The organism is Streptomyces sp. NPDC001530, from assembly GCF_042894545.1.
Lineage (GTDB): Bacteria > Actinomycetota > Actinomycetes > Streptomycetales > Streptomycetaceae > Streptomyces.
Genome location: NZ_JBIAVS010000002.1, coordinates 494,937 through 517,721, shown reverse-complemented (window position 1 = coordinate 517,721; position 22,785 = coordinate 494,937). Strand labels below are relative to the sequence as shown.

General features: G+C 70.8%; 18 protein-coding genes and 2 tRNA genes. 16 read left to right on the top strand and 4 right to left on the bottom strand.

Features of this window, described 5'->3' with window-relative positions; translation table 11 throughout:
* Positions 1–8 precede the first annotated feature (8 nt).
* From ACFY0T_RS05180 to ACFY0T_RS05165, 4 genes are all read left to right on the top strand, one after another.
* The gene (locus ACFY0T_RS05180) at positions 9–1,784 is read left to right on the top strand and encodes an LCP family protein (protein WP_388864681.1); all 1,776 of its coding nucleotides are present in this window, start codon (positions 9–11) and stop codon (positions 1,782–1,784) included.
* A gap of 176 nt (positions 1,785–1,960) precedes the next feature.
* Positions 1,961–2,404, top strand: a complete 444-nt coding sequence (gene rsfS / locus ACFY0T_RS05175) for a ribosome silencing factor (protein ID WP_388864679.1) — start codon at positions 1,961–1,963, stop codon at positions 2,402–2,404.
* Complete coding sequence (locus tag ACFY0T_RS05170) at positions 2,401–3,063, top strand: histidine phosphatase family protein (RefSeq protein ID WP_388864677.1); 663 nt, start codon at positions 2,401–2,403, stop codon at positions 3,061–3,063. Before rsfS ends, ACFY0T_RS05170 begins: the two co-directional genes overlap by 4 nt.
* Before the next feature lie 119 nt (positions 3,064–3,182).
* A tRNA-Ala gene (locus ACFY0T_RS05165) sits at positions 3,183–3,255 on the top strand.
* A 55-nt stretch (positions 3,256–3,310) separates the two neighbouring features.
* Here ACFY0T_RS05165 and ACFY0T_RS05160 read toward each other — a convergent pair.
* The gene (locus tag ACFY0T_RS05160) at positions 3,311–4,183 is read right to left on the bottom strand and encodes a helix-turn-helix transcriptional regulator (RefSeq protein ID WP_388864675.1); all 873 of its coding nucleotides are present in this window, start codon (positions 4,181–4,183) and stop codon (positions 3,311–3,313) included.
* Between the two features lie 224 nt (positions 4,184–4,407).
* Here ACFY0T_RS05160 and ACFY0T_RS05155 point away from each other — a divergent pair, with 224 nt between their 5' ends.
* From ACFY0T_RS05155 to ACFY0T_RS05145, 3 genes are all read left to right on the top strand, one after another.
* Positions 4,408–5,772, top strand: coding sequence for an MFS transporter (locus ACFY0T_RS05155; protein WP_388864759.1), 1,365 nt, complete (start codon positions 4,408–4,410; stop codon positions 5,770–5,772).
* Positions 5,773–5,841: 69 nt separating this feature from the next.
* On the top strand, positions 5,842–6,015 hold the full coding sequence (locus ACFY0T_RS05150) for a hypothetical protein (protein ID WP_388864673.1): 174 nt from the start codon (positions 5,842–5,844) through the stop codon (positions 6,013–6,015).
* Between the two features lie 3 nt (positions 6,016–6,018).
* Entirely contained in the window at positions 6,019–6,252 is a 234-nt protein-coding gene (locus ACFY0T_RS05145; RefSeq protein WP_010986886.1) for a hypothetical protein, read from the top strand.
* On the opposite strand, the gene ACFY0T_RS05140 is transcribed toward ACFY0T_RS05145, so the two are convergent.
* Positions 6,221–7,405 carry a glycosyltransferase 87 family protein gene (locus tag ACFY0T_RS05140; protein WP_388864671.1) on the bottom strand — a complete coding sequence of 395 codons (1,185 nt, stop codon included), beginning with the start codon at positions 7,403–7,405 and terminating at the stop codon, positions 6,221–6,223. The genes ACFY0T_RS05145 and ACFY0T_RS05140 overlap by 32 nt on opposite strands.
* A 138-nt stretch (positions 7,406–7,543) precedes the next feature.
* Between ACFY0T_RS05140 and ACFY0T_RS05135 the strand changes: the two genes are divergently transcribed.
* Positions 7,544–7,616, top strand: a tRNA-Ala gene (locus tag ACFY0T_RS05135).
* 72 nt (positions 7,617–7,688) lie between these two features.
* Here ACFY0T_RS05135 and ACFY0T_RS05130 read toward each other — a convergent pair.
* Positions 7,689–9,308 (bottom strand): NADH-ubiquinone oxidoreductase-F iron-sulfur binding region domain-containing protein, encoded by a 1,620-nt coding sequence (locus ACFY0T_RS05130; protein WP_388864669.1) that lies wholly within the window; start codon positions 9,306–9,308, stop codon positions 7,689–7,691.
* Positions 9,309–10,619: a cytochrome b/b6 domain-containing protein gene (locus ACFY0T_RS05125; RefSeq protein ID WP_388864667.1), complete on the bottom strand. Its 1,311-nt coding sequence runs from the start codon at positions 10,617–10,619 to the stop codon at positions 9,309–9,311.
* A 456-nt stretch (positions 10,620–11,075) separates the two neighbouring features.
* On the opposite strand from ACFY0T_RS05125, the gene leuS reads away from it, so the two are divergent.
* From leuS to holA, 8 genes are all read left to right on the top strand, one after another.
* Positions 11,076–13,967 carry a leucine--tRNA ligase gene (gene leuS / locus ACFY0T_RS05120; RefSeq protein WP_388864665.1) on the top strand — a complete coding sequence of 964 codons (2,892 nt, stop codon included), beginning with the start codon at positions 11,076–11,078 and terminating at the stop codon, positions 13,965–13,967.
* Positions 13,968–14,143: 176 nt separating this feature from the next.
* The gene (locus ACFY0T_RS05115; RefSeq protein ID WP_388864663.1) at positions 14,144–14,875 is read left to right on the top strand and encodes a hypothetical protein; all 732 of its coding nucleotides are present in this window, start codon (positions 14,144–14,146) and stop codon (positions 14,873–14,875) included.
* Positions 14,876–14,947: 72 nt separating this feature from the next.
* The gene (locus tag ACFY0T_RS05110) at positions 14,948–15,793 is read left to right on the top strand and encodes a DegV family protein (protein WP_388864662.1); all 846 of its coding nucleotides are present in this window, start codon (positions 14,948–14,950) and stop codon (positions 15,791–15,793) included.
* Between the two features lie 690 nt (positions 15,794–16,483).
* Positions 16,484–17,398, top strand: coding sequence for a helix-hairpin-helix domain-containing protein (locus ACFY0T_RS05105; protein ID WP_388864660.1), 915 nt, complete (start codon positions 16,484–16,486; stop codon positions 17,396–17,398).
* A gap of 125 nt (positions 17,399–17,523) precedes the next feature.
* Positions 17,524–20,034: a ComEC/Rec2 family competence protein gene (locus ACFY0T_RS05100; protein ID WP_388864757.1), complete on the top strand. Its 2,511-nt coding sequence runs from the start codon at positions 17,524–17,526 to the stop codon at positions 20,032–20,034.
* A 4-nt stretch (positions 20,035–20,038) separates the two neighbouring features.
* Entirely contained in the window at positions 20,039–20,872 is an 834-nt protein-coding gene (locus tag ACFY0T_RS05095; RefSeq protein WP_388864658.1) for an arylamine N-acetyltransferase, read from the top strand.
* Between the two features lie 186 nt (positions 20,873–21,058).
* Positions 21,059–21,304, top strand: a complete 246-nt coding sequence (locus tag ACFY0T_RS05090; RefSeq protein WP_388864656.1) for a hypothetical protein — start codon at positions 21,059–21,061, stop codon at positions 21,302–21,304.
* A gap of 469 nt (positions 21,305–21,773) precedes the next feature.
* Positions 21,774–22,760, top strand: coding sequence for a DNA polymerase III subunit delta (gene holA, locus ACFY0T_RS05085; RefSeq protein WP_388864655.1), 987 nt, complete (start codon positions 21,774–21,776; stop codon positions 22,758–22,760).
* Positions 22,761–22,785: the final 25 nt, after the last annotated feature.

Genomic DNA, 22,785 nt, shown 5'->3' with positions numbered 1-22,785 from the left:
GGGCACCGGTGAACGACCGATACGACGGATACGCGGGGGGCGACCAGTACGAGCTCGTCGGCTACGACGAGTTCGGGCAGCCTGTGTACCGACAGGTGCCACAGCAACCTCCCCAGGGCCAGGGGTACGACCCCTACGGCGCCCAGCCGCAGGGCTACGGCTACGACCCGTACGCGACCGGCCAGCAGCAGCCTGTCCAGTCGTACGACACGGGCCAGCAGCCGCCTGTGTCGCCGTATGACACCGGTCAGCAGCAAGCGGTGTCGTCCCATGACACCGGTCAGCAGCCGCCCGTGCCCCCGTACGACTCCTACGCCCCGTACGGCACCGGCGCGCCCGGAGCCGCTGGGACCAGCTCGACCCCGTACAACCCCTACGGGCAGAAGCAGGGCAGGGCCGGCGCCGCGAGCACCGGTCAGCAGCCCCGAGTCGCCGAGCAGACCGCCTACATCCCGCAGCAGGCCGGGCCCGCCGAGGGCGGCGAGCGCCGGGCCGACCGGGACTACCGCACTGAGCAGTTCGCCTTCGTCGAGGAGCCGGAAGAAGACTCCGAAGACGTCATCGACTGGCTGAAGTTCACCGAGAACCGCACCGAGCGCCGCGAGGAGGCCAGGCGCCGCGCCCGCAGCCGGGTCCTCGCCCTGGTCGTGGTGCTCGCCCTGGTCGCGGTCGGCGGCGCCGGCTACCTCTGGTACGCGGGCAAGCTGCCCGGCACGTCCTCGGAGGGCAAGGCGGGTAAGACGACCGCCGTGGGCGCCCAGAACCGCGACGTGATCGTCGTCCACCTGCACAACACGAAGGGCGGCGGCACCTCCACGGCGCTGCTCGTCGACAACACCACCACCAAGCAGGGCACCACCGTCCTGCTGCCCAACTCCCTTGCCCTGACGGACGACAACGGCTCGACGACCACGCTCGCCAAGTCCGTCGACGAGGACGGCTCCTCCGGCACCCAGGACGCGATCGACACGGTGCTCGGGACCAACATCCAAGGCACCTGGCGCCTCGACACCCCCTACCTCAACAACCTCGTCGAGCTCGTCGGGAACATCGACATCACCACCAACGCCGATGTGCCAGACCCCGATGCGAAGAAGAAGGGCGAGCCGCCCCTCGTGAAGAAGGGCGAGGACCAGACCCTCAGCGGCAAGATGGCCGTCGCCTACGCCACCTACCGGGCCTCCGGCGAGGCTCAGAACGCGCAGTTGGAGCGGTTCGGACAGGTCATGCAGGGCGTGCTGCGCAAGCTGTCCTCCGACAAGCAGGCCGCGACGACCACCATGCAGACCCTGGCGCAGATCCTCGACCCGCCGCTGACCGACCAGGATCTCGGCGCCTTCCTCGCCAAGCTCGCCGACCTCGCCAAGGGCGGCGACTACAAGACCGCGCTGCTGCCGGTGCAGCAGGACGGCACCCTGAGCGAGAGTGCCTCCGACAGCGTGGTCAAGGACGTGCTCGGCGGCACCGCGAAGAGCCCCGATGCCAGCGCCGCCGTCCGCGTCGGCATCAAGAACGCCACCGGCAAGAAGGCCGCCACCGAGCAGGCTCGCGTCGTCCTGGTCAACGGCGGCTACACCTTCCTCGACTCCGGTACGGCCACCGCCGCCCAGAGCGTGTCCCAGATCACATACGCCGACGCCGCCAAGAAGAACGACGCCCTCGAGGTCGCCAAGACCCTGGGTCTGCCCACCAGCTCTGTGAAGAAGGGCACGGTCACCTCCAACGCGGACGTGTCCGTGGTCCTCGGCCAGGACTACGAGGCGAGCAGCGGCTCGACGGGGTGACCGACTCCACGTCACCGGGGCGAGCGACGACCCGCCCCGGTGACTGGGGGCCCGCCCCCGGTGATCGACGGCCCGCCCAGGAGGCGCCCGGGACGGGTACGAAGAAACGCGTGGGGGGTCCTCGGCGGTCCGTGAGACCCTTGAGTCATTACTGACCGCCGACGGAAAGCCGCGTAGTGACCGCCACGGACCGCTCCATCGAGCTCATCAACACCGCCGCACAGGCGGCCGCAGACAAGCTCGCGCACGACATCATCGCCTACGACGTCAGCGACGTGCTCTCCATCACCGACGCCTTCCTGCTGGCGTCCGCGCCCAACGACCGCCAGGTCAAGTCGATCGTCGACGAGATCGAAGAGCGGCTGAACAAGGAGCTCGGCGCCAAGCCGGTGCGCCGCGAGGGCGACCGCGAGGCCCGTTGGGTGCTGCTCGACTACGTCGACATCGTGGTGCACGTGCAGCACAGCGAGGAGCGCGTCTTCTACGCCCTGGAGCGGCTGTGGAAGGACTGCCCGGAGCTGGACCTGCCGGCCGACGCCAAGGCCACCCGCGGCAAGGCGGCCGAGCACGCCAAGCTCCAGGCCGAGGAGGACTCCGCCGAACTGGGGGAGCTGCGGTGACCGCCGAGGCCGGGAAGAAGCCGGGCCGGGGCCGCCGCGTCATCCTGTGGCGGCACGGCCAGACCTCCTGGAACGTGGAGCGCCGCTTCCAGGGCTCCACGGACGTCGAGCTCACCGAGACCGGCGTGGGCCAGGCCCGCCGCGCCGCCCGGCTGCTCGCCTCGCTGAAGCCCGACGCGATCGTCGCCTCGGACCTCAAGCGCGCTGCCACCACGGCCGCCGAGCTGTCCGCCCTCACCGGCCTCAATGTCACCCATGACGAGGGCCTGCGCGAGACCTATGCGGGCGTCTGGCAGGGGCTGACGCACGAAGAGATCATCGCCCGGTACGGCGACGAGTACGCCGCCTGGAAGCGCGGCGAGCCGGTGCGCCGCGGCGGCGGCGAACTGGAGACCGAGGTCGCCGACCGCGCCGCCCCCGTAGTACTGCGGCACGCCGACAAGCTCCCCGAGGACGGCACCCTCGTGGTCGTCAGTCACGGCGGCACGATCCGCACCACCATCGGCCGTCTCATCGGCCTGGAGGCCCAGCACTGGGAGAGCCTCGGCGGCCTCTCCAACTGCTGCTGGTCCGTCCTCGGAGAGGGCGCCCGCGGCTGGCGGCTCCTGGAGCACAACGCCGGCACGTTGCCGGAGCCGGTGCTGGGCGACGACGACTGAGACGACGACTGAGCGGACCCCTGTCCGGTCCCGTGGGCCCGTCGGGACCGGATTTCACTTTCCGGCTGGTCGCAGGCTAAAGTTCTTCTTGTTCGGCCCGCAGGGCGGGAAGAACGCGAGGGGCTATAGCTCAGTTGGTAGAGCGCCTGCATGGCATGCAGGAGGTCAGGAGTTCAATTCTCCTTAGCTCCACAGATTAACTCTCTTTTGAGTTGTCAAAGATCAGTGGTGAAGGATCCCGTTCCCGTCAAGGAGCGGGATTTTTCGTTGCGGCGGTAGCTGTCGTTGCCCGCAGATCCCGCAATCTCTGTACCCGCAGGCACGTCTCCTCGTCGTCCGGCTGGTAGACGACGATCCGGCACTCCGGCCTGCCGTGGATCGACAGTGAGACCGACGTCATCCGCATCTCACCGACCGCCGCGTGCCGGAACGTCTTCACCCGCGGACCCGGCGGCGCCACATCGCCGTTGCGCCACAGCCGGGCGAAGAACGGACTCGCCTCCGACAGCCTGCGTATGAAGTCCTCCCAGGCGGGCTCGCCGGCATGCAGCCCGTACGACGAGCGCAGCGTCGCCACCATCACCGGGAGCTCGCACTCCCGGAACACCAGCGGGCAGTCCGGCTCGGGCACCGTGAACAGCGTCCACAGCGCGTTGTACACCCTTGTGTTGAGGGTCCGGGACGTGAAGAACACGTCGCGGTAGGCGCGGTTGGTGGCGAGGATGTCGAACCGCGCGTTGTAGACCACCGCCGGATGCGGGTCGAGGGCGTCGAGGACACCCTGGACTTCCGGGCCGACGGCTCTCGCGGTGACCGGGGGATCCGGCTCGTACGGCACCTCGGCCAGGTGGTACAGATGCTCGCGCTCCGGCTGGTCGAGACGCAGCGTGCGCGCCACCGCGTCCAGGACCTGCGCGGACGCGTTGATCGGGCGTCCCTGCTCGAGCCACGTGTACCAGGTGACGCCCACGCCGGAGAGTTGCGCGACCTCCTCGCGGCGTAGTCCCGGCGTGCGGCGCCGAAAGCCCGGCGGCATCCCCACGTCGGTCGGTGTCACCCGCGCCCGCCTGCTGCGCAGAAAAGCGGCCAGCTCCGGCCTGCGGCGCTGTGTCGTGTTCATCTGCTTCACATCCCCCGTCACTCATCGTCCGTGCCGAACCCGTCCGCTGCCAGGTGCTGTCAGTACCAGCATCGGCGGGCTCTCGTTACCCGTATCCGGCCGACGTCACGCTCGACGGCATGACGACGACAACCCCCGCGGGAACAGGTCCCGCACGCGGTCCAAGTCCTGAGACCAGTAAAGACCCCGGCACTGACAATCGGCCCGGACGGCTGCTCGCGGTCGTGCTCGCGGCCCAGTTCATGGCACTGCTCGACGTCTTCATCGTGAACGTGGCGTTGCCCACGATCGGTTCCGAACTCCACGCCTCCGGCGCCGGACTTCAGCTGGTGGTCGCCGGATACTCCATCGCGTACGCCGTGTTGCTGATCACCGGAGCACGGCTGGGCGACCGGCTAGGCCACCGCCGGGTCCATCTGGCAGGGCTCGCGCTGTTCACCGCCGCCTCGCTGGCCTGCGGACTCGCCCAGGGAACGGGGGAGTTGATCGCCTTCCGCCTGATTCAGGGCGCCGGATCGGCGGTGATGATCCCGCAGGTGCTCAGCCTGATCCAGCGCAACTTCACCGGTGAGGCACGAGCCCGCGCCCTCGGCGCGTACGCGGCCGTCCTCGCCACCGGCGCCGCCGCCGGACAGGTGCTGGGCGGCGTTCTGGTCAGCGCCGATCTGTTCGGCACCGGCTGGCGGCCGGTGTTCCTGGTCAACGTGCCGGTGGGCGTCGTACTCCTGACCGTCGGCCGCCGCGTACTGCCGCGCGACGATGCCGAGGCCCTTGAACGCTCGCGCGGCCTCGACCTGCCCGGGCTCGTGCTGCTCGCCGCCGCTGTCTCCCTCTTCACCGTGCCGCTCGTGCTCGGGCAGGAGGAGGACTGGCCGCTGTGGTCCTGGCTGTCGCTGGGCGCGGCCGCGGTGCTCTTCGCCGTGTTCTGGCTGTACGAGTCCCGGCTGGCCCGGCGCGGCGGGGCTCCGCTGATCGCGCCGAGGGTGCTGCGCCATCCCGGCATCGGCCTTGCGGTCTTCCGGCTGCTGGCCGTGATGGCGGTCAACGCGGGCTTCCTGTTCGCGCTCACCCTGCACATCCAGGGCGGCCTCGGCTACAGCGCCCTGCGCGCGGGACTCACCTTCGCCCCGACCGCGGTGGTCTTCGGCCTGGTCGGTCTGACCTGGCGCACCTGGCCGGCTTCCTGGCAACGTGCCCTGATACCGGGCGGGTTCGCGCTCGCCGCCGTCTCGGTTGCCGGGGTCGGCGGTGCACTGAAGGACGGGGGCGACGGCGGCCTGTGGCTGTACGTCGCGTTCGCGGGCGTGGGCGCCGGGCTCGCGCTCGGCTTCAGTCCCACGCTCACCCGGGCCCTCGCCACAGTGCGGCCCGAGGACGCGGCGGACGCCAGCGGGCTGCTCGCGACGGTCACCCAACTCGGTCAGCTGATCGGTGTCGCGGCCTTCGGCACACTCTTCTTGAACCGGCTTGAGTCACTTGGGGCCCCCGGGGCGTATACCTCTGCGGACGCGCTCCTCGCGTGCACGTATGCGCTGGCCGCGACGGCCACGCTGGGGGCTGTGTCCGGACTGGTACGAAGGCGTCGCTGACCGTATTGCTCCGGCCGTGGCAGAATCAAACGGCCGGAAGGGGGCGAGGCCCGACGGGAGGGAGAAGCGATGCCTGCGAGCATCCTCGAGGAGGTCGATCATCTCCTCGAAGTGGCACCGAAACGGAGAAAAGCCACTCTTCTCAACTGCCCTTCCTGCGGATCGGTCCACGTCGCCCAGGTCCTCGGCGACAACGGCGGGATCTCCTACGTGTGCACGGCCTGCGGCCACAGCTGGAGCTGATCGATGGGTGCACACAGGCGGAAATGCGATTGGTGCGGCAGTGGTACGCCGATCGTCCGCGACATGGAACCGGTCAACCACGACTACCAGTACTGGTGTGAGGAATGCGCGCGGGCGCTGATCATAAAAGGCGACCCGATCGAGACGTACCGCGAGCTGGAGGGGGAGCCGATCTACGGCCGGCTCCTCGACGAGCACTGCACGCTCAAGCGCTTCTACTCGTTCGCCACAGCCTGACCCCGATGAGGACCAGGAAGGTGAAACCGGCTCCTGCGTAGAGGGCCGACAACGTCAACTCGGCGCCGGTCTGGTGCAGTTCGAGCCTGCCCGGTCCGTGCGGCACCCACCACAGCGCGTAGGTGCAGAAGGCCAGGGCCGTGCAGACGGCGGCCGTCCGGTTCGTCGCTGCGAGGACCAGCACCATCGGCACGCACCACACCCAGTGGTGCGACCACGACACGGGGCTGACCAGGAGCGCCGTCACCGCGCAGGCGACCGTCGCCCAGGCCCGCCGCCCGCGCATCTCGGCGGCCACGGCGACCACCAGTCCGCCGGCGCCCACTAGGGCCGCCGCCGCGACCCACCGGGCGCCGGGCTCGGTGGTATGCAGCAGCCGGGCCAGGACGCCGCGCAGCGACTGGTTCGCGGTGTCCTCGACGAGCCCGACCCGGCCCGCCTCGAAGACCATGCGGGTCCAAAAGCGCCAGGAGTCGTACGGCAGGACGGCCGCCGCCAGCAGTGTCGCCCCGGCGAACGCGGCGGCGGCCCCCCGCGCGTGCCGCAGATACGGCCTTCCGGAGCCCCGCCTCGTGTGCTCCACGACACCGGCGACCAGCAGGAACAACGCGAAGAGCGCGGGCGTCAGCTTGATCGCCGCCGCGATGCCGATGCCCACCCCGGCCCAGCGGTGCCCGGGCCGCCGTGACAGGTCCCACAGCACCAGCACGGCCAGCAGCAGATTGATCTGGCCGTACCGCAGCGTCGTCCACACCGGCTCGCACCACACGGCGGCCGCGGCGACCCACCAGACGCACTCCACGCGCGCGTGGCCGACGAGCCGTAGCGAGAGGGCCACGAACACCACAAGAAGGGCCAGGTTTCCGGCCGTCGCCAGGGTGCGCATGCCCGCCGTGTCCAGCAGCGTCAGCGGTGTGAACAGCAGCGCCGCGAACGGTGGGTACGTGGTGGGCAGATGGGCCTCGGTCGTGCGCAGCGCGTAGAGGTCGCCGCCCGCGCGGACCGTCTCACCCTCCGCGCGGTACACCATCAGGTCGATCATCGACACGTGTGCGGCCCGCTGCGCGCACCAGAAGGCCGCGAACGACAGCAGGCACACCCCCAGGGCGACGGGCGCACGACTGCGGGCACGGGGGAGCGCGATCACGGTCACGAAGGCCGACACTAGCCCCCGAATCCGTACAGAAGGGAAACGATTTGGTGGTGCACCCGGGGGACCGTGTAATGTTGGCGTCGCCGCCAGGGAAACCGGGCGACGCGGTCAATATGCGGCTCCGCCGCGTGGCCACAAGGGGCTATAGCTCAGTTGGTAGAGCGCCTGCATGGCATGCAGGAGGTCAGGAGTTCAATTCTCCTTAGCTCCACAGACGTTGATGGCGGGCCACCCGATCAGGGTGGCCCGCTTCTTCGTGTTCAGTGGCCGCCGCTCCGCGTCATCAGCGGCCGCTGCCGAGCGCGCGGCGGCCGCGCCCCTGGGAGAGGACCGGCAGGTTGTTGCGCTCCGGAGCGGAGGACCGGGTGTCCTCCTCGATGCGCAGCGCGAGCGCCGGGCAACGGCGTACGGCACGCATGGCCTTCGCCTCCGCGTACCGGGGCACCGGCGCCTGCGCGACGGTCGGGAAGCCGTCGGCGCCCAGCTCGAAGACCTCCGGAAGGATGTCCGCGCACAGCCCGTGCCCGCGGCACAGCGTCCAGTCGACGTAGATCTTCTGACGGCTGGGACCGGCCTCCTGCTGCCCCTGGCCGCCCGGAATGCCCGTCGGGGCCTGGCCGCCCTCGAAGAGCGGCAGAACGCCCTCCACGGGCCTTCCGCAGCCATTGCCGAGGACGTGTGCGGCCAGGTCGTCCGTGAAAGCCTTGATCGTCGACTCGATGAACATCGCCGAGCCGTCCGGGTGCGAGCAGGCGCCGCGCCGCTTCACGGCCTTGGCGACCTGCTTCACGGCCTCGAGGGCCGCCGGGCCGCCGCCGTTGAGGATGTCCTCCAGTCCGCGCGCCGCGGCGGGCAGACCGAGGTAGCAGGGACCGCACTGTCCCGCGCTCTCCTCGGCCAGCCACTGCGCCACCCGCAGCGACTCGCCCAGCGGGCACGTCTGCTGGGTGATCGGGAGGATCGCGCCGGCGCCGAGCGCGCCGCCCACCGCGTCCAGCGAGTTGCGCGAGACGATCGCCTCGTTGAGCGTCGCCGCGTCCAGCCACTTGCCGTGGTAGCCGCCGGTCAGCACGCCCTGCGGCATGGGCGGGGCGCCGGCCAGCTGGAGCACGTATCGCAGCGGCACACCGGTCGGGACCTCGATCACCATGGGGCGGGCGACCGCGCCGGAGACGGTGAGCATGACGGTGCCGGGCTCGTCGTACAGGCCGGTGTTGCGGTAGCGGTCGGGGCCGATGCGCGCGGCGATGGCCAGCTGGGCGAACGTCTCGGCGTTGGACAGCAGCGTGGGCGCGCCGCCGACACCGCTCTGCGACGCGCTGATCTTGCGGCCGGGCGGGATCGCCGGGCCGCCGTCGATGGAGCGGATCAGCGAGGCGGCCGCTCCGGTCACCATGCGCACCGGATTGCGCTGCACGCGCGCGCGGAGGGCCGATCCGCGCCGGTTGCTCAGCCCGCGCTCGGCCAGCGCGGCTTCCATCGAGGCCTGCGTGGACGCACGCGTCACGCCGATGACCAGGGTGCGAGCGCCCATGGCCTCCGCGGCCAGCAGGGCGCCGTCCAGGATCAGGTGCGGGGCACGGTTGATGAGCACCGTGTCCTTGCGGCAGGCGGGTTCGTCCTCACTTCCGTTGACGACCACCACGGGGCGGATGCCCTTCTTGATGGCCGACTCGGCGACAGAGCGCAGCTTCTTGGCGAAGGGGAAGCCCGCGCCCCCGCGGCCCTTCAGGGAGATCGCCTCGGCGAGGCCCGCGAGCTGCTCACCGCCCATCGGTTCGAGCGGCCCGTGCACCTTGAGGTGCATGGGGAGATCCAGCCGTTCAACCAGGTCGAAACCCGACGTGAGCTGCGGAAGTCCGACGACGCGGACCTCCGGGACGTCGGGCAGGGCCTCGTTCACTTAAAAGCCTCCGGAAGGGGCGTTCCATGGTTCACCGGAGCCAGGAGCGTCGAAGGCGCCCGGCAGTACTTCAGTCGTGGGACCGCTGTCGTACGTGTCGTTGGTGTTGTACGTGCCGTAGGCCGGGTTCGACTCACCGGTGTCGTACATGTCACTCGTGCCGTAGGCGTTGGCGGCCGAATTGTCGTAGACGGGGATGTTGTATCCCGTGTCGTTGAGGGGGTCGTACGCCGACTGGGGCGCCTCGCCGACGGGGGGCGGGGAGGGGATGGGCCAGCTGCCCGACGTGCTGCCGTTGTCGACGCGCGGGAACGACTCCGTCGGCTGCATGTCCAGGGGCATCTGGAAGCGCTCGGTCGGGGTGGGGCCAAGGCCGTCCCCGCCAGGAGCGGCGCCCGACACGGCGCGGTAGGCGGCCGCGAAGCCGGACATTCCAGTGCTGGTGGTGGCGGGGTCGGGCGCGGCCTCGTACAGCGACGAAGGGGACTGGGTGCGCTGCGGGGGCACGAACGTGTCTCCCAGGGACTGCGGCGCGGCCGAGCGTGCCGCGAAGCCCGGCAGCGGGGAGTCCGTCGCGGCGGCACGGGGTGCCTCGCGCTCCTCGCGGCGGGCACCGCGCGGGTTGCCCTCCCCCATGATCGCCAGGATCCGGTCGGCGACCTTCCGCTTGAACGGGGCGGGCGCCGAGCGCAGGGCGAGCGCCGCCATGACCGCGACCAGGCACAGGCTGTACAGGATCACGAAGATCGGCTTTGCCTGGCGTCCCGCGTAGAGGCCGTGGATCAGGGCGGCGCACCAGGCGGGGTAGGCCAGCATGTGCACCGCGCGCCAGCGTGCGGCGACAGGCGCGGGGGACGCGAACGCGCTGCGCAGTGCGCCGGTGATGGCCGTGAAGATCATGAGCAGGCCGGCCAGGGAACCGAAGCCGATGAGCCCGGCCGTTCCGGTGACGCCGAGCCCGAAGGGCACCAGCGCGGCGATCAGGGTGGTGTGGTCGAGCGCCAGCTTGACCGTGATGTGCAACAGCAGGAAGGCGACCGAGGAGACCGCGGTCGTCCGGTGCACCGCCTGGGCCACCAGCCGCTGGCGGGTGTTGAGGAACAGCCGGTCGGTCGCGACCAGCCCCCAGATCACGGAGCAGGAGAGGCTGACCAGCGACAGCACGCCGGCGCCGAAGTTGAGGAAGTCGCGCAGGCCGTCACCTCCGACCAGCACGACCATGGGTATGAGCAACAGAGCGGCAGCCGTCAGCGCCCCGTAGGCCGAGCGGCCCGGGCGGGGTAGCGAGCTGGTGTTGCGACGAGGGTTCATGGGGGGTTACTCCCAACGGTTCGGGGAAGCGGTCCCGAAGCCGCACTCTAGGTCGAGACATACCGAGGAGTACGAGGTTTGAGTTATTGCGTTGTTACCAAAGGGCAATGAGGTCTTTGTGTTGTCCCTTACCGTCCGTTACGCGAAGTAATATTTGAATCTTGTTCAGCTTTTCCGGTGATCGCGCGGTGATCGCGCGGTGATCGCGCGGCGATCGTGGGAGTGGCACGGGGTGCCGAGCGACCTCTGGAAGCTCGTCGCGGCGCCCGCGGGGGCTGCGGTACCCTGACGCCATGCGTGCCGTACGCCTTCTGCTTAGCGAGCCGCGCTGATCAGTCCCGACCACTGAAGAATCGTGGTCGGAATCGGCGCGGCGTCCCCTCCTGTGCGAGGGGATTTTTCGTTTCTTGAATGTCGCAGCCGCTGGCAGAGACGATCGATGGAGCTTTGAGGATCATGAGCGAGACGAATACCGCTGCCACCGCCGAGGTGGCCGCGCCGCACCGCTACACGGCCGTCCTGGCCGCTGAGATCGAGGCACGCTGGCAGGACTTCTGGGACGCCGAGGGCACGTACGAGGCGCCGAATCCGAGCGGTGACCTGGCCGGGGACCCCGAGCTGGTCGCCAAGCCCAAGAAGTTCATCATGGACATGTTCCCGTACCCCTCCGGTGCGGGCCTGCACGTCGGTCACCCCCTGGGCTACATCGCCACCGATGTGTTCGCCCGGTTCCAGCGGATGACCGGTCACAACGTCCTGCACACCCTGGGCTTCGACGCCTTCGGTCTGCCCGCCGAGCAGTACGCCGTGCAGACCGGCACGCACCCGCGCGTGTCCACCGAGGCCAACATCGAGAACATGAAGGTCCAGCTGCGCGCGCTGGGCCTGGGCCACGACAAGCGCCGGTCGTTCGCCACGATCGACCCGGACTACTACAAGTGGACCCAGTGGATCTTCCTGCAGATCTTCAACTCCTGGTACGACGACGAGGCCAAGAAGGCCCGCCCGATCTCCGAGCTGGTCGCCCAGTTCGAGAGCGGTGAGCGTGCCGTTCCGGCCATCGACGGTTCCACGCGCGCGTGGAACGAGCTGAGCGCCGCCGAGCGCGCCGACGTCCTGAGTGAGTACCGCCTGGCGTACGCCTCCGACGCGCCCGTCAACTGGTGTCCCGGACTGGGCACCGTGCTGGCCAACGAGGAGGTCACCGCCGACGGCCGTTCCGAGCGCGGCAACTTCCCCGTCTTCAAGGCCAAGCTGCGCCAGTGGAACATGCGCATCACCGCGTACGCCGACCGGCTGCTGGACGACCTGGACGCGCTGGACTGGCCCGAGGCCATCAAGCTGCAGCAGCGCAACTGGATCGGCCGCTCCGAGGGCGCCCGGGTCGACTTCCCGATCGACGGCGAGCGCATCACGGTCTTCACCACGCGCCCGGACACCCTGTTCGGCGCGACCTACATGGTGCTGGCGCCCGAGCACCCGCTGGTCGAGAAGTTCACCCCGGCCGCCTGGCCCGAGGGCACCCACGACGCGTGGACGGGCGGGCACGCGACCCCGGCCGAGGCCGTCGCCGCGTACCGCGCGCAGGCCGCCTCCAAGTCGGATGTCGAGCGGCAGGCCGAGGCCAAGGACAAGACCGGTGTCTTCATCGGCGCGTACGCGACCAACCCGGTCAACGGCGAGCAGGTCCCCGTCTTCATCGCCGACTACGTCCTGATGGGCTACGGCACCGGCGCGATCATGGCCGTCCCGGCGGGCGACCAGCGTGACTTCGAGTTCGCGCGCGCCTTCGAGCTGCCGATCCACTGCATCGTCGAGCCGACCGACGGCCGGGGCACCGACACGTCGACGTGGGAAGACGCCTTCGGGTCGTACGACGCGAAGATCATCAACTCCTCCAACGACGACATCTCGCTGGACGGGCTGGGAGTCGTCGACGCCAAGGCGCGCATCACCGAATGGCTGGAGCGCAAGGGCATCGGCGAGGGCACCGTCAACTTCCGCCTGCGTGACTGGCTGTTCAGCCGCCAGCGCTACTGGGGCGAGCCCTTCCCGATCGTCTACGACGAGGACGGCGTCGCGCACGCGCTGCCCGAGTCGATGCTGCCCCTGGAGCTGCCGGAGGTCGAGGACTACTCGCCGCGCACCTTCGACCCGGACGACGCGAACACGTCCCCGGAGACGCCGCTGTCCCGCAACGAGGACTGGGTCAACGTCACCCTGGACCTGGGCGACGGCCCCAAGAAGTACCGCCGCGAGACCAACACCATGCCCAACTGGGCCGGTTCCTGCTGGTACGAGCTGCGGTACCTGGACCCGCACAACTCGGAGAAGCTGGTCGACCCGGCCATCGAGCAGTACTGGATGGGGCCGCGCGAGGGCCAGCCGCACGGCGGTGTCGACCTGTACGTCGGCGGCGCCGAGCATGCCGTGCTGCACCTGCTGTACGCGCGCTTCTGGTCGAAGGTCCTGTTCGACCTGGGCCACGTCTCGTCGGCCGAGCCGTTCCACAAGCTGTTCAACCAGGGCATGATCCAGGCCTACGTGTACCGCGACAGCCGCGGTATCGCGGTGCCCGCCGCCGAGGTGGAGGAGCGCGACGGCGCTTACTACTACCAGGGCGAGAAGGTGTCCCGGCTGCTGGGCAAGATGGGCAAGTCCCTGAAGAACGCGGTCACTCCGGACGAGATCTGCGCCGAGTACGGTGCGGACACGCTGCGCCTGTACGAGATGGCGATGGGCCCCCTGGACGTGTCCCGGCCGTGGGACACGCGCGCGGTGGTGGGCCAGTTCCGGCTGCTGCAGCGCCTGTGGCGCAACGTCGTCGACGAGACGAGCGGTGAGGTCACGGTCGTCGACACCGAGGACGCCGACATCGATGAGGACACCCTGCGTGCCCTGCACAAGGCCATTGACGGTGTACGGCAGGACCTGGAGGGCATGCGGTTCAACACCGCCATCGCCAAGGTCACCGAGTTGAACAACCACCTGACCAAGGCGGGCGGCCCGGTGTCGCGCACCGTTGCCGAGCCCCTGGTGCTGCTGATCGCGCCGCTGGCCCCGCACATCGCCGAGGAGCTGTGGCGCAAGCTGGGCCACACCGACTCGGTCGTCCACCAGGACTTCCCGGTCGCCGACCCGGCGTACGTCGTGGACGAGGCCGTGACCTGTGTCGTGCAGATCAAGGGCAAGGTCAAGGCGCGCCTGGAGGTCTCTCCGTCGATCTCCGACGAGGAGCTGGAGAAGGTCGCGCTGGCGGACGAGAAGGTCGTCGCGGCGCTGGGTGGCGCGGGGATCCGCAAGGTGATCGTGCGCGCGCCGAAGCTGGTGAACATCGTTACCGCGTAGCCGTCTCGGCACCGTTTCCGCGTTGCTTTGTCAGGCTGGCGGCGGTGTGGTGGGCCGCCTCGGGGTAGTCCCCTACGGGCAGGTTCGGGGTTCTTCTGGAACTCCGAACCTGCCCGTTGCGTTTACCGTTGAAGAGCGCGGCGGCAGCTGTCGCGACCGGTTGGAGGAGGAGTGTGATGGAAGCCGTGATCACAGTTGTCGCCCTGCTCTTCCTGCTGTTCGTGGTGCTGGGCGCGTATGCCACGGTGAAGGTGGTCGGGGCCGCCAAGCGTGGTGTGGACCGCACGATCTCGCAGGCGCGCCGCACGGTCGAGGACACCACGCTGCGCGCCAAGACCCTTGCCCAGCCGGGCCCGCTGGGCGAGTTGGCCCAGCTCCGCCTGAAGCTGCGCACGTCGATGCGGGCCACCCAGGACGCGCTGCACGCGGGCGTTGCGGAGGACCAGTCCCTCAAGGAGTCCCTGGGCCTCTTCGAGCGGCTCAGCGTGCACGGGCACGAACTGGACGACGAGCTCAAGCGCCTGGAGACCGAGCCCGACCGGGGCGCGCTCGCCTCGCGACTGCCCGGGCTGCGCGAGCGCACCGAGCGGATCACGCAGTCGGCGGACTCGCTGCGCTGGGCCGCGCGCGACCGGGCCCGCCGCTTCGCGGACGACGACTTGGACGCGCTGAGCGCGCAGATAGACGTGGAGGCCGGCGCACTGCGGCACTGGACGACCGAGCCGAAGCCCGCGGCCTCCTGGCCAGAGGCGCCGGCGTCGGAGGCGTCCGCCTCCGACGGGCAGACCTGGCCGGAAAGCCCGGCGTCCCAGGTGGCCGAAGAGCCGACGCGCTCTGCCATCACCCCGCCGGGCCGACGCCCCACCTACCCCTGGCAGAAGAAGCCCCGCCCCGAGAGCACCACTTGATCCGGCCGATCCAGCCGCAGGTGGGAGGGGCCGGGCTGCCGCCCGCCCGCCCCGACAGGTAACCTCCAGCTCATGTCCCGCCATGTCGCGATCGTCACCGATTCAACGGCCTACTTGCCGCCGCGGACGATGGAGCGCCACGGCATCACAGCGGTGCCCCTGACCGTGGTGCTCGGTGACCAGGCGCTCGAAGAGGGCACCGAGATCTCGGCCCGCTCCCTTGCCCAGGCGCTGCAGAAGCGGCGCCCCGTCACGACGTCCCGGCCCAGCCCCGAGGTCTTCGCCGCGACATACCGCAAGGTTGCCGAGTCCGGCGCCACCGGCATTGTCTCCCTCCACCTGTCGTCCGAGTTCTCCGGGACGTACGACGCCGCCGTCGTCGCGGCACGGGAGGCGCCGGTGCCGGTGCGGGTGGTGGACACCGGGATGGTCGCGATGGCCCTCGGGTTCTGCGCGCTGGCCGCGGCCGAGTCCGCGGAGGCGGACGGCACGATCGACGAGGCGGTCACGGCTGCGGAGAAGCGGGCTGCGGGCACCTCCGCGTACTTCTACGTCGACACGCTCGACTATCTGCGCCGTGGCGGCCGGATCGGGGCCGCACAGGCACTGCTGGGCTCCGCGCTCGCGGTGAAACCGCTGCTGCAGCTGGACGACGGCCGCATCGAACTCCTGGAGAAGGTACGGACGGCGTCCAAGGCGATCGCCCGGCTGGAGGAGATCGTGGCCGAGCGGGCGGGCAGCGCCCAGGTCGACATCGCCGTCCACCATCTGGCCGCCCCTGAGCGGGCGTCGGCCCTCGCGGACCGGTTGCGGGCGCGGGTGCCCGGTCTGGCCGATCTGCACGTCAGCGAGGTCGGTGCGGTGATCGGGGCGCATACGGGGCCCGGGCTGCTGGGGGCAGTTGTCTCACCTCGGTGAGTGCGCGCACCACTTGTGGGTGATGGAGTTATCCACAACTGGCCGGTAGTCCACGGAAATTGAGCAAGATCATCGCGAGACTGCCAGGTGCCACATCCTCGTCGCATGGCACTTCGATCACGCTCACGCACAGCAACACCCACCAGCGGCCCCGGCCGTGGTCCCGTCTCCGACGGCCGCAGCCGCCATCGCCGCCGGCACCCGCGAAGCCGTGTCCGACGCCACGAGGCATCGGCCGAGGCCCTCCGGCTGCGCGCGGAGGCGCTCTTCGCCGAACGAGTAAGAGAGCGACAGGAGTTGGGGAACGGGCCACCGGGGGCGGACCGGGATGTCGGGGACGGACCGCGGGCGAGCACTGCGGTGGTGACGGGTGTTGCCGATGTATGGGAACTGGGGAACCGGGTCGGCGGGGGCTTGGCGCGTGGCGGGTCACGAGCGGGGGGAACCCTGCACCCTGACGGCGCCCGGGCACGCGGGTCGCTGAGCTTTGGCGGCTCCCGGGCGCAAGGGGTACTGAAGCCTGAAGGGGCCCTGGTACGCGGGTCGCTCACCTCTGCCGACTCTCGGGCGCGAGGGGCACTAGACCGTGAAGGGGCCTGGGCGCGCGGGTTGCTGAGCTCCGCCGACTCCCCGGCAAGCAGGGCCGTGGACCGCCTCGAACCGGGCGCGGGTGTGGCTGCTGGTGCCGAAATGCACGCGGAAACGCACGCGGAAACGCACGCGGAAACGCACGCCGAAACGCACGCTGAAGTGTGTGTCGACGCGGCTCACGCCGAGGCTCACGTCGGCGCGTCCGTCGATGGCTCCGTTGGTGCGTCCGCCGATGCGTCCGCCGATGTCGCTTCGAGTGCTGCGGAGTCGGGGGCGGTCTGGCGGGAGCGGGTCGGGCTTGCCATGCGGGAGCGGATGCCGTTGTGGCTGCAGTCGAGGTGCGGTCTCGAACGCAAGAGCGTGGCAGCGCTCACCGTGCTACTGGTCGCCGCCGCGGTCTTCGCCGTGCAGCACTTCTGGGCCGGCAGGACTCAGTCGGTCCGAGCCCCCGAGGTGGTGAGGGCGGCGGCTCCCTACGGCGAAAAGGCCGGGCAGGGGGAGCAGTCGGACGTGGGACCGGATGCCTCGGCCGGGGCGCCGAGCGCCGTCGGTGCGGCCGGTACGGCGATCGTCGTGGACGTCAGCGGCAAGGTGCGCAGCCCAGGGCTTCAGCGCTTGCCGACCGGTTCACGCGTCGCGGACGCACTGCGCGCCGCGGGCGGGGTACGCCCCGGCACGAACACCGACGGCCTCAACCGCGCGCGTCTCCTTGTGGACGGCGAACAGATCGTGGTCGGCACTCCCGCGTCCGCGGCGGGACCGGGCACGGGCGGTACGGGCCCGGTCGGCACGGGTGGATCCGCCGCCGGTGCGGCACCCTCCGCCCCGGTCGCCCTCAACACGGCCACCGTGGACCAACTCGACAGCCTCCCGGGCGTCGGCCCCGTCCTGGCCCAGCACATCATCGACTACCGCACCCAGCACGGCGGTTTCCGCTCGGTCGACGAACTCCGCGAGGTGAATGGCATCGGGGATCGCCGGTTCGCCGACCTGCGGAATCTGGTACGGCCATGAGCGGACCGGAGGCGCCGGAGATTCCCGAGGCGCAGGAGGGGCCAGAGGTTTCGGAGGGAGCGGCGGGCGCGGCGGGGGCCGCGTCGAACCCTGCGAGTGTGCTCGGCGCCGCGAGTCGACGGGCCGTGCATGCCGCCTCGGGCAAGCGGCTGGGGGCCTCGCATCCCCGGGAGGAAGGGCCGACGGATCTCCGGCTCGTGCCGCCCGCACTGGCGGCCTGGGTGACGGCGGCCGTGACGGTGGGTGCCTCGCCGGGCTGGGTCACCGGTGTGGTGGCGGCCTCACTGATCACGGCCGGCGTGCTGCTGGTGGCGGGGCGGAGAGGCACAGGCGGCGGCGGGAAGGGACACGGGGCAGAGCGGTCGCGCTCGTGGCCGTGGGTCTCCGTTGCCGCCGTGCTGCTCTGTGTCGCCGCGGCGGCGGCCTCCGCCGGATTGCACGGGGCGGATCTGCGGCGCGGGCCCGTTCCTTCCCTGGCACGGCAGTTCGCCAACGTGACCGCCGAGGTGGAGATCACCTCCGATCCACGGCTCACCCGGCCCCGGATCAAGGGGGATCACATGGCTCCGACAGCCGTGCTGCTGGACGCGGAGGTCACGCGGGTGACACGCGCGGACGGGACGGTCATGGCGACGCGCGCGCCGGTGCTGATGATCGTCGACGCACGTTCGCCGAGGGGTTCGCCTCGGCTCTCAGGTGCGGGCTCGCCCTGGCTGTCGCTGCTGCCATCCACACGGCTGCGTGTGTCGGCGCGGCTCGTGCCCGCCCTGTCGGGTGGGGACGACATCGCGGCCGTCTTGCGCGTGCGGGGCAGCGGGCCGCCCGAAGTGGTGGGAGAGCCGTCCGGGCCGCAGCGGTTCGCCGGTCGGCTGCGTGAAGGTCTGCGGCAGGCCACCGACGGGCTGGAGGCAGATGCGCGGGCGCTGCTGCCGGGGCTGGTGGTGGGGGACACGGCGCGCGTCCCGGCGGAGTTGGACGATGCGTTCAAGGCGACCGATCTCACACATTTGCTCGCTGTCAGCGGCGGCAACTTCACGATCCTGCTCGCCCTGTTCATCGGACCGCCGGGCCTCGCCCAGCGTGCCGAGCGGCGTGGTCTCGCACCGCGGCTCGGCGTCCCGCTCCGGGCGACCGCACTGCTCGGTGGAGCGCTCACGCTCGCCTTCGTGATCGTGTGCCGGCCGGACCCGAGCGTGCTGCGGGCCGCGGCCTGCGGATCGATCGCGCTGCTCGCCATCGCGACCGGACGCCGCAGATCGCTGATCCCCGCGCTGGCCACGGCTGTCCTGCTGCTGGTGCTGTACGACCCGTGGCTGGCCCGCAGTTACGGCTTCCTGCTCTCCGTCCTCGCGACCGGCGCCCTGCTCACCCTCGCCCCGCGATGGAGTGCGGCGCTCCAGAGGCGCCGTGTGCCGCCGCGCCTGGCCGAGGCGCTCGCCGCGGCCGGCGCGGCACAGGCCCTGTGCGCACCGGTGGTCGCCGTCCTGTCGGCTCGGGTGAGCCTCGTGGCGGTGCCGTGCAATTTGCTCGCGGAGTTCGCGGTCGCTCCGGCCACGGTGCTGGGCTTCGCGACACTGGCGACGGCGTCAGTGGCGATGCCCGTCGCCAAGGCCCTGGCGTGGTGCGCGAGTTGGCCCGCCCGGTGGATCGCGGACATCGCGCGGACCGGAGCGGCTCTGCCCGGTGGGGGAGTGGACTGGCCGGGCAGCTGGACGGGAGCGCTGCTGCTCGCTCTCGTGACGACCGTGATCGTGCTCGTCGGGCGTCGGCTCCTGAGGCATCCGTGGCTGAGCGGGGCCTGCGTGGTGCTGTTCCTGCTGGTCGTGGTGCAGCCGCCGCCTCTCACCAGGGTGATCACGGGGTGGCCGCCGCCCGGCTGGCGGTTCGCGATGTGCGACGTGGGGCAAGGTGACGCGACGGTGCTCGCGGCGGGCGACGGTGCCGCGGTGGTGGTGGATGCCGGGCCCGACCCGGTGTTGGTCGACCGCTGTCTGAGCGCGCTCGGCGTCACCAGGATTCCGCTCGTCGTACTGACGCACTTCCACGCCGATCATGTGGCGGGGCTGCCGGGCGTGCTGAGCGGGCGTTCGGTGGGCGCGATCGAGACGACCGGCTTCGAAGAGCCGCCGGACCAGGCCGAGTTCGTACGAAGGGAGGCGGCCGCACGGCACATCCCCGTGACACGGGCCGTGGCGGGGGAGCGGCGGCGCACGGGAAGCCTCGACTGGCGGGTGCTGTGGCCGCCACCGGACCCGGCCCCGACGCCGGACGGCCCCAACGATGCGAGTGTCGCCCTGCTCGTACGGTCCGCGGGGCTGCGGCTGCTGTTGCTCGGTGATCTCGAACCCCCGGCCCAGCAGGCCCTGTTGAGATCGTCGGCGGCCGAGGAGCTGGGAGCCGTGGACGTCCTCAAGGTCGCCCATCACGGCTCCGCCTACCAGGACCCGGAGCTCATACGCAGGGTGGCCCCGCGGCTCGCGCTGATTTCGTGCGGTAAGGACAACCCGTACGGGCATCCCGCGCCGAGCACCGTCGCGGCACTGCGGGCCTCGGGTGCGGTGGTGCTGCGTACGGACGAGGACGGGGCGCTGGCCGTCGCCGGTGCGGGCGGAGGGCTGAGCGTGGCGAGAGACTGAACTCATGAAATCCGCACAGGCCGACGCCTACCTCCGCCGGATCGGGGCCCAGCACCCCGCGTGGCCCACGTCCGATGTGCTCCGCGATCTTCAGCTGCGCCATCTGCAGACGGTGCCCTTCGAGAACCTGTCGATCCACCTCGGTGAGGAGATCGTGCTGGAGGAGGAGCGGCTGCTGGACAAGCTCGTGGGCGCGCGCAGGGGTGGCTTCTGCTACGAACTGAACGGGGCGTTCGGGGCGTTGCTGGGGGCGCTGGGCTTCGATGTGACGCTGCTCGCGGCGCGGGTGTACGGCAAGGAGGGGCGGCTCGGGATTCCGTACGACCATCTCGCGCTGCGGGTGCGGACGGCGGACGGGGGCGATTGGCTGACCGACGTCGGGTTCGGGGCGCACAGCCACTACCCGCTGGTCTTCGGTGAGAGGGGGGAGCAGGAGGATCCGGGCGGCACGTTCCGGATTGCCGAGTCGGGGCCGGATGCGGCGGGAGTGCGCGGTGGCGGCGGGGCGCGGAAGGGCGAGGATCTCGATGTCATCCGGGACGGCAAGGCGCAGTACCGCCTGGAGGTGCGGCCGCGGGTGCTCGGTGACTTCGTCACCGGGGCCTGGTGGCACAGCACCTCGCCGGTGTCGCATTTCGGGCGGTCGCTGGTCTGTTCGCGGGTCACGGAGGACGGGGGACGGATCACGCTCAGCGGCCGGAACTTTACGGTGACGACGGCCGACGGGACGAAGGAGGTGTCGGAGCTGGCCACGGACGAGGAGGTGCTGGCCACGTATCGGGAGCGCTTCGGGATCGAGTTGGACCGGGTGCCGGAGGTGAGGAAGGCGCGGGAGTGAGTCGGGGACGGCATGCGCGGGAGGCCTGGGAGTGATGGCGGGGACTCGCGGCACGGGAATGCGGAGGGGGCGGGAGACGCGGTAGCTGCGGGGGCGGATGCGTTCGGTGATCGCCTTCACCGCGAGGCAACGTCGGACTGGCCGTCCCCGGCGTCGGCTGCTCCAGGGGTATCGGAAAATGTCCACGTGAGCGATGTGAGACATGTGCTGGTGCTGCCCGACCGCGATGCCGCGGAAGAGGCGGCGGAGGCGCTCGGTGACCGGTTCGGGCTCGCTGAGGAGCCGCAGCTCGTACGGGACGCGCTGGCCGGTGAGGACGATGCCGAGGACGCGCAGTGGCTGGTGGTCCTGACGGACTCCGAGGAGCGGCTCGACCCGAAGGAGCTCGACGAGTTCGCGGGGGAGTGGGACGGCTGGAGGGAGGAGCCGTAGTGCTTCGCTGGGAGAGCCCCGGACAGCAGGTGGTTTGCCGTCGCGGGCCGTCTGCGGCCGGTCGCGCGGTTCCCCGCGGCACCCAATCGGGTCGCAGGGACCAGGGCCCCCAACCGGCGGCGCACTTCCTTGCAGCACCCAACCGGGTCGCAGGCCCTGCGACCTCCAACCAGGTCGCGGGTAACCCACGACCCTAACGGGGGCGCAGGTCCTCGCAGCCTCCAACCGGGGGTCGCAGGCCCACGTACCCCCAACGGGGGCCGCACGTCCCCGTAGCCTCAACCGGGGCCGCAAGCCCACGTCCCACGTACCCCCAACCGGGCCGCACGTTCCCGTCCCCCCAACCCGGGAGCGGTCCCCAGTGCTCCAGTCGGGGCGGGGCTCCCGGCGCCCCCAACCACGGCGCTGTTGTCGGCCGGAGGCACCCGTGCGGCGGGCGTTGTCAGTGGCTCGTGGGATGCTTTCGGTGATGGCCAAGAAGACCGCTCATGACGACCCTCTCGCCCCCGTCACGCTTGCCGTGGGCCAGGAGGATCTCCTGCTCGACCGTGCCGTGCAGGAGGTGGTGGCCGCCGCCAGGGCCGCCGACGCCGACACGGATGTACGGGACCTCACCCCGGACCAGTTGCAGCCCGGCACCCTTGCCGAGCTGACGAGTCCGTCGCTCTTCTCCGAGCGCAAGGTCGTGGTCGTACGCAATGCGCAGGATCTGTCGGCCGACACCATCAAGGACGTGAAGGCGTACCTGGAGGCACCGGCCGAGGAGATCACTCTCGTGCTGCTGCACGCCGGTGCGGCCAAGGGCAAGGGGCTGCTCGATGCCGCGCGCAAGGCAGGGGCGCGGGAGGTGGCGTGCCCCAAGATGACGAAGCCGGCGGACCGGCTGGCGTTCGTGCGGAGTGAGTTCCGGGCGCTGGGCAGGTCGGCCACGCCGGAGGCCTGTCAGGCGCTCGTCGACTCCATCGGGAGCGATCTGCGGGAGCTCGCTTCCGCGGTGTCTCAGCTGACCGCGGATGTCGAGGGGACGATCGACGAGGCTGTCGTCGGGCGGTACTACACCGGGCGGGCCGAGGCGTCGAGCTTCACGGTCGCCGACCGGGCGGTCGAGGGGCGGGCCGCGGAGGCGTTGGAGGCGTTGCGCTGGTCCCTGTCGACCGGGGTCGCGCCTGTGATGATCACCAGTGCGCTGGCGCAGGGGGTGCGGGCGATCGGGAAGCTGTCCTCCGCCCGTGGGGGGCGTCCGGCCGACCTTGCCCGTGAGCTCGGGATGCCGCCCTGGAAGATCGACCGGGTGCGGCAGCAGATGCGGGGGTGGACTCCGGATGGGGTTGCTGTCGCCCTGCGGGCCGTTGCCGAAGCTGACGCCGGGGTCAAGGGGGGCGGGGATGATCCCGAGTACGCCTTGGAGAAGGCCGTCGTTGCTATCGCTCGGGCGGCTCGGTCTCGACGGGGTTAGGTTCTCGGCGTCGGTGGCGGGCTTG

Bases quoted from the DNA above. Each gene is read 5' to 3' on its own strand.
- ACFY0T_RS05115 (WP_388864663.1), top strand. From the start codon at position 14,144: ATGGAAGCCGTGATCACAGTTGTCGCCCTGCTCTTCCTGCTGTTCGTG.
- ACFY0T_RS05160 (WP_388864675.1), bottom strand. From the start codon at position 4,183: ATGAACACGACACAGCGCCGCAGGCCGGAGCTGGCCGCTTTTCTGCGC.
- ACFY0T_RS05145 (WP_010986886.1), top strand. From the start codon at position 6,019: ATGGGTGCACACAGGCGGAAATGCGATTGGTGCGGCAGTGGTACGCCG.
- ACFY0T_RS05105 (WP_388864660.1), top strand. From the start codon at position 16,484: ATGCACGCGGAAACGCACGCGGAAACGCACGCGGAAACGCACGCCGAA.
- leuS (WP_388864665.1), top strand. From the start codon at position 11,076: ATGAGCGAGACGAATACCGCTGCCACCGCCGAGGTGGCCGCGCCGCAC.
- ACFY0T_RS05095 (WP_388864658.1), top strand. From the start codon at position 20,039: ATGAAATCCGCACAGGCCGACGCCTACCTCCGCCGGATCGGGGCCCAG.
- holA (WP_388864655.1), top strand. From the start codon at position 21,774: ATGGCCAAGAAGACCGCTCATGACGACCCTCTCGCCCCCGTCACGCTT.
- ACFY0T_RS05150 (WP_388864673.1), top strand. From the start codon at position 5,842: ATGCCTGCGAGCATCCTCGAGGAGGTCGATCATCTCCTCGAAGTGGCA.
- ACFY0T_RS05110 (WP_388864662.1), top strand. From the start codon at position 14,948: ATGTCCCGCCATGTCGCGATCGTCACCGATTCAACGGCCTACTTGCCG.
- ACFY0T_RS05125 (WP_388864667.1), bottom strand. From the start codon at position 10,619: ATGAACCCTCGTCGCAACACCAGCTCGCTACCCCGCCCGGGCCGCTCG.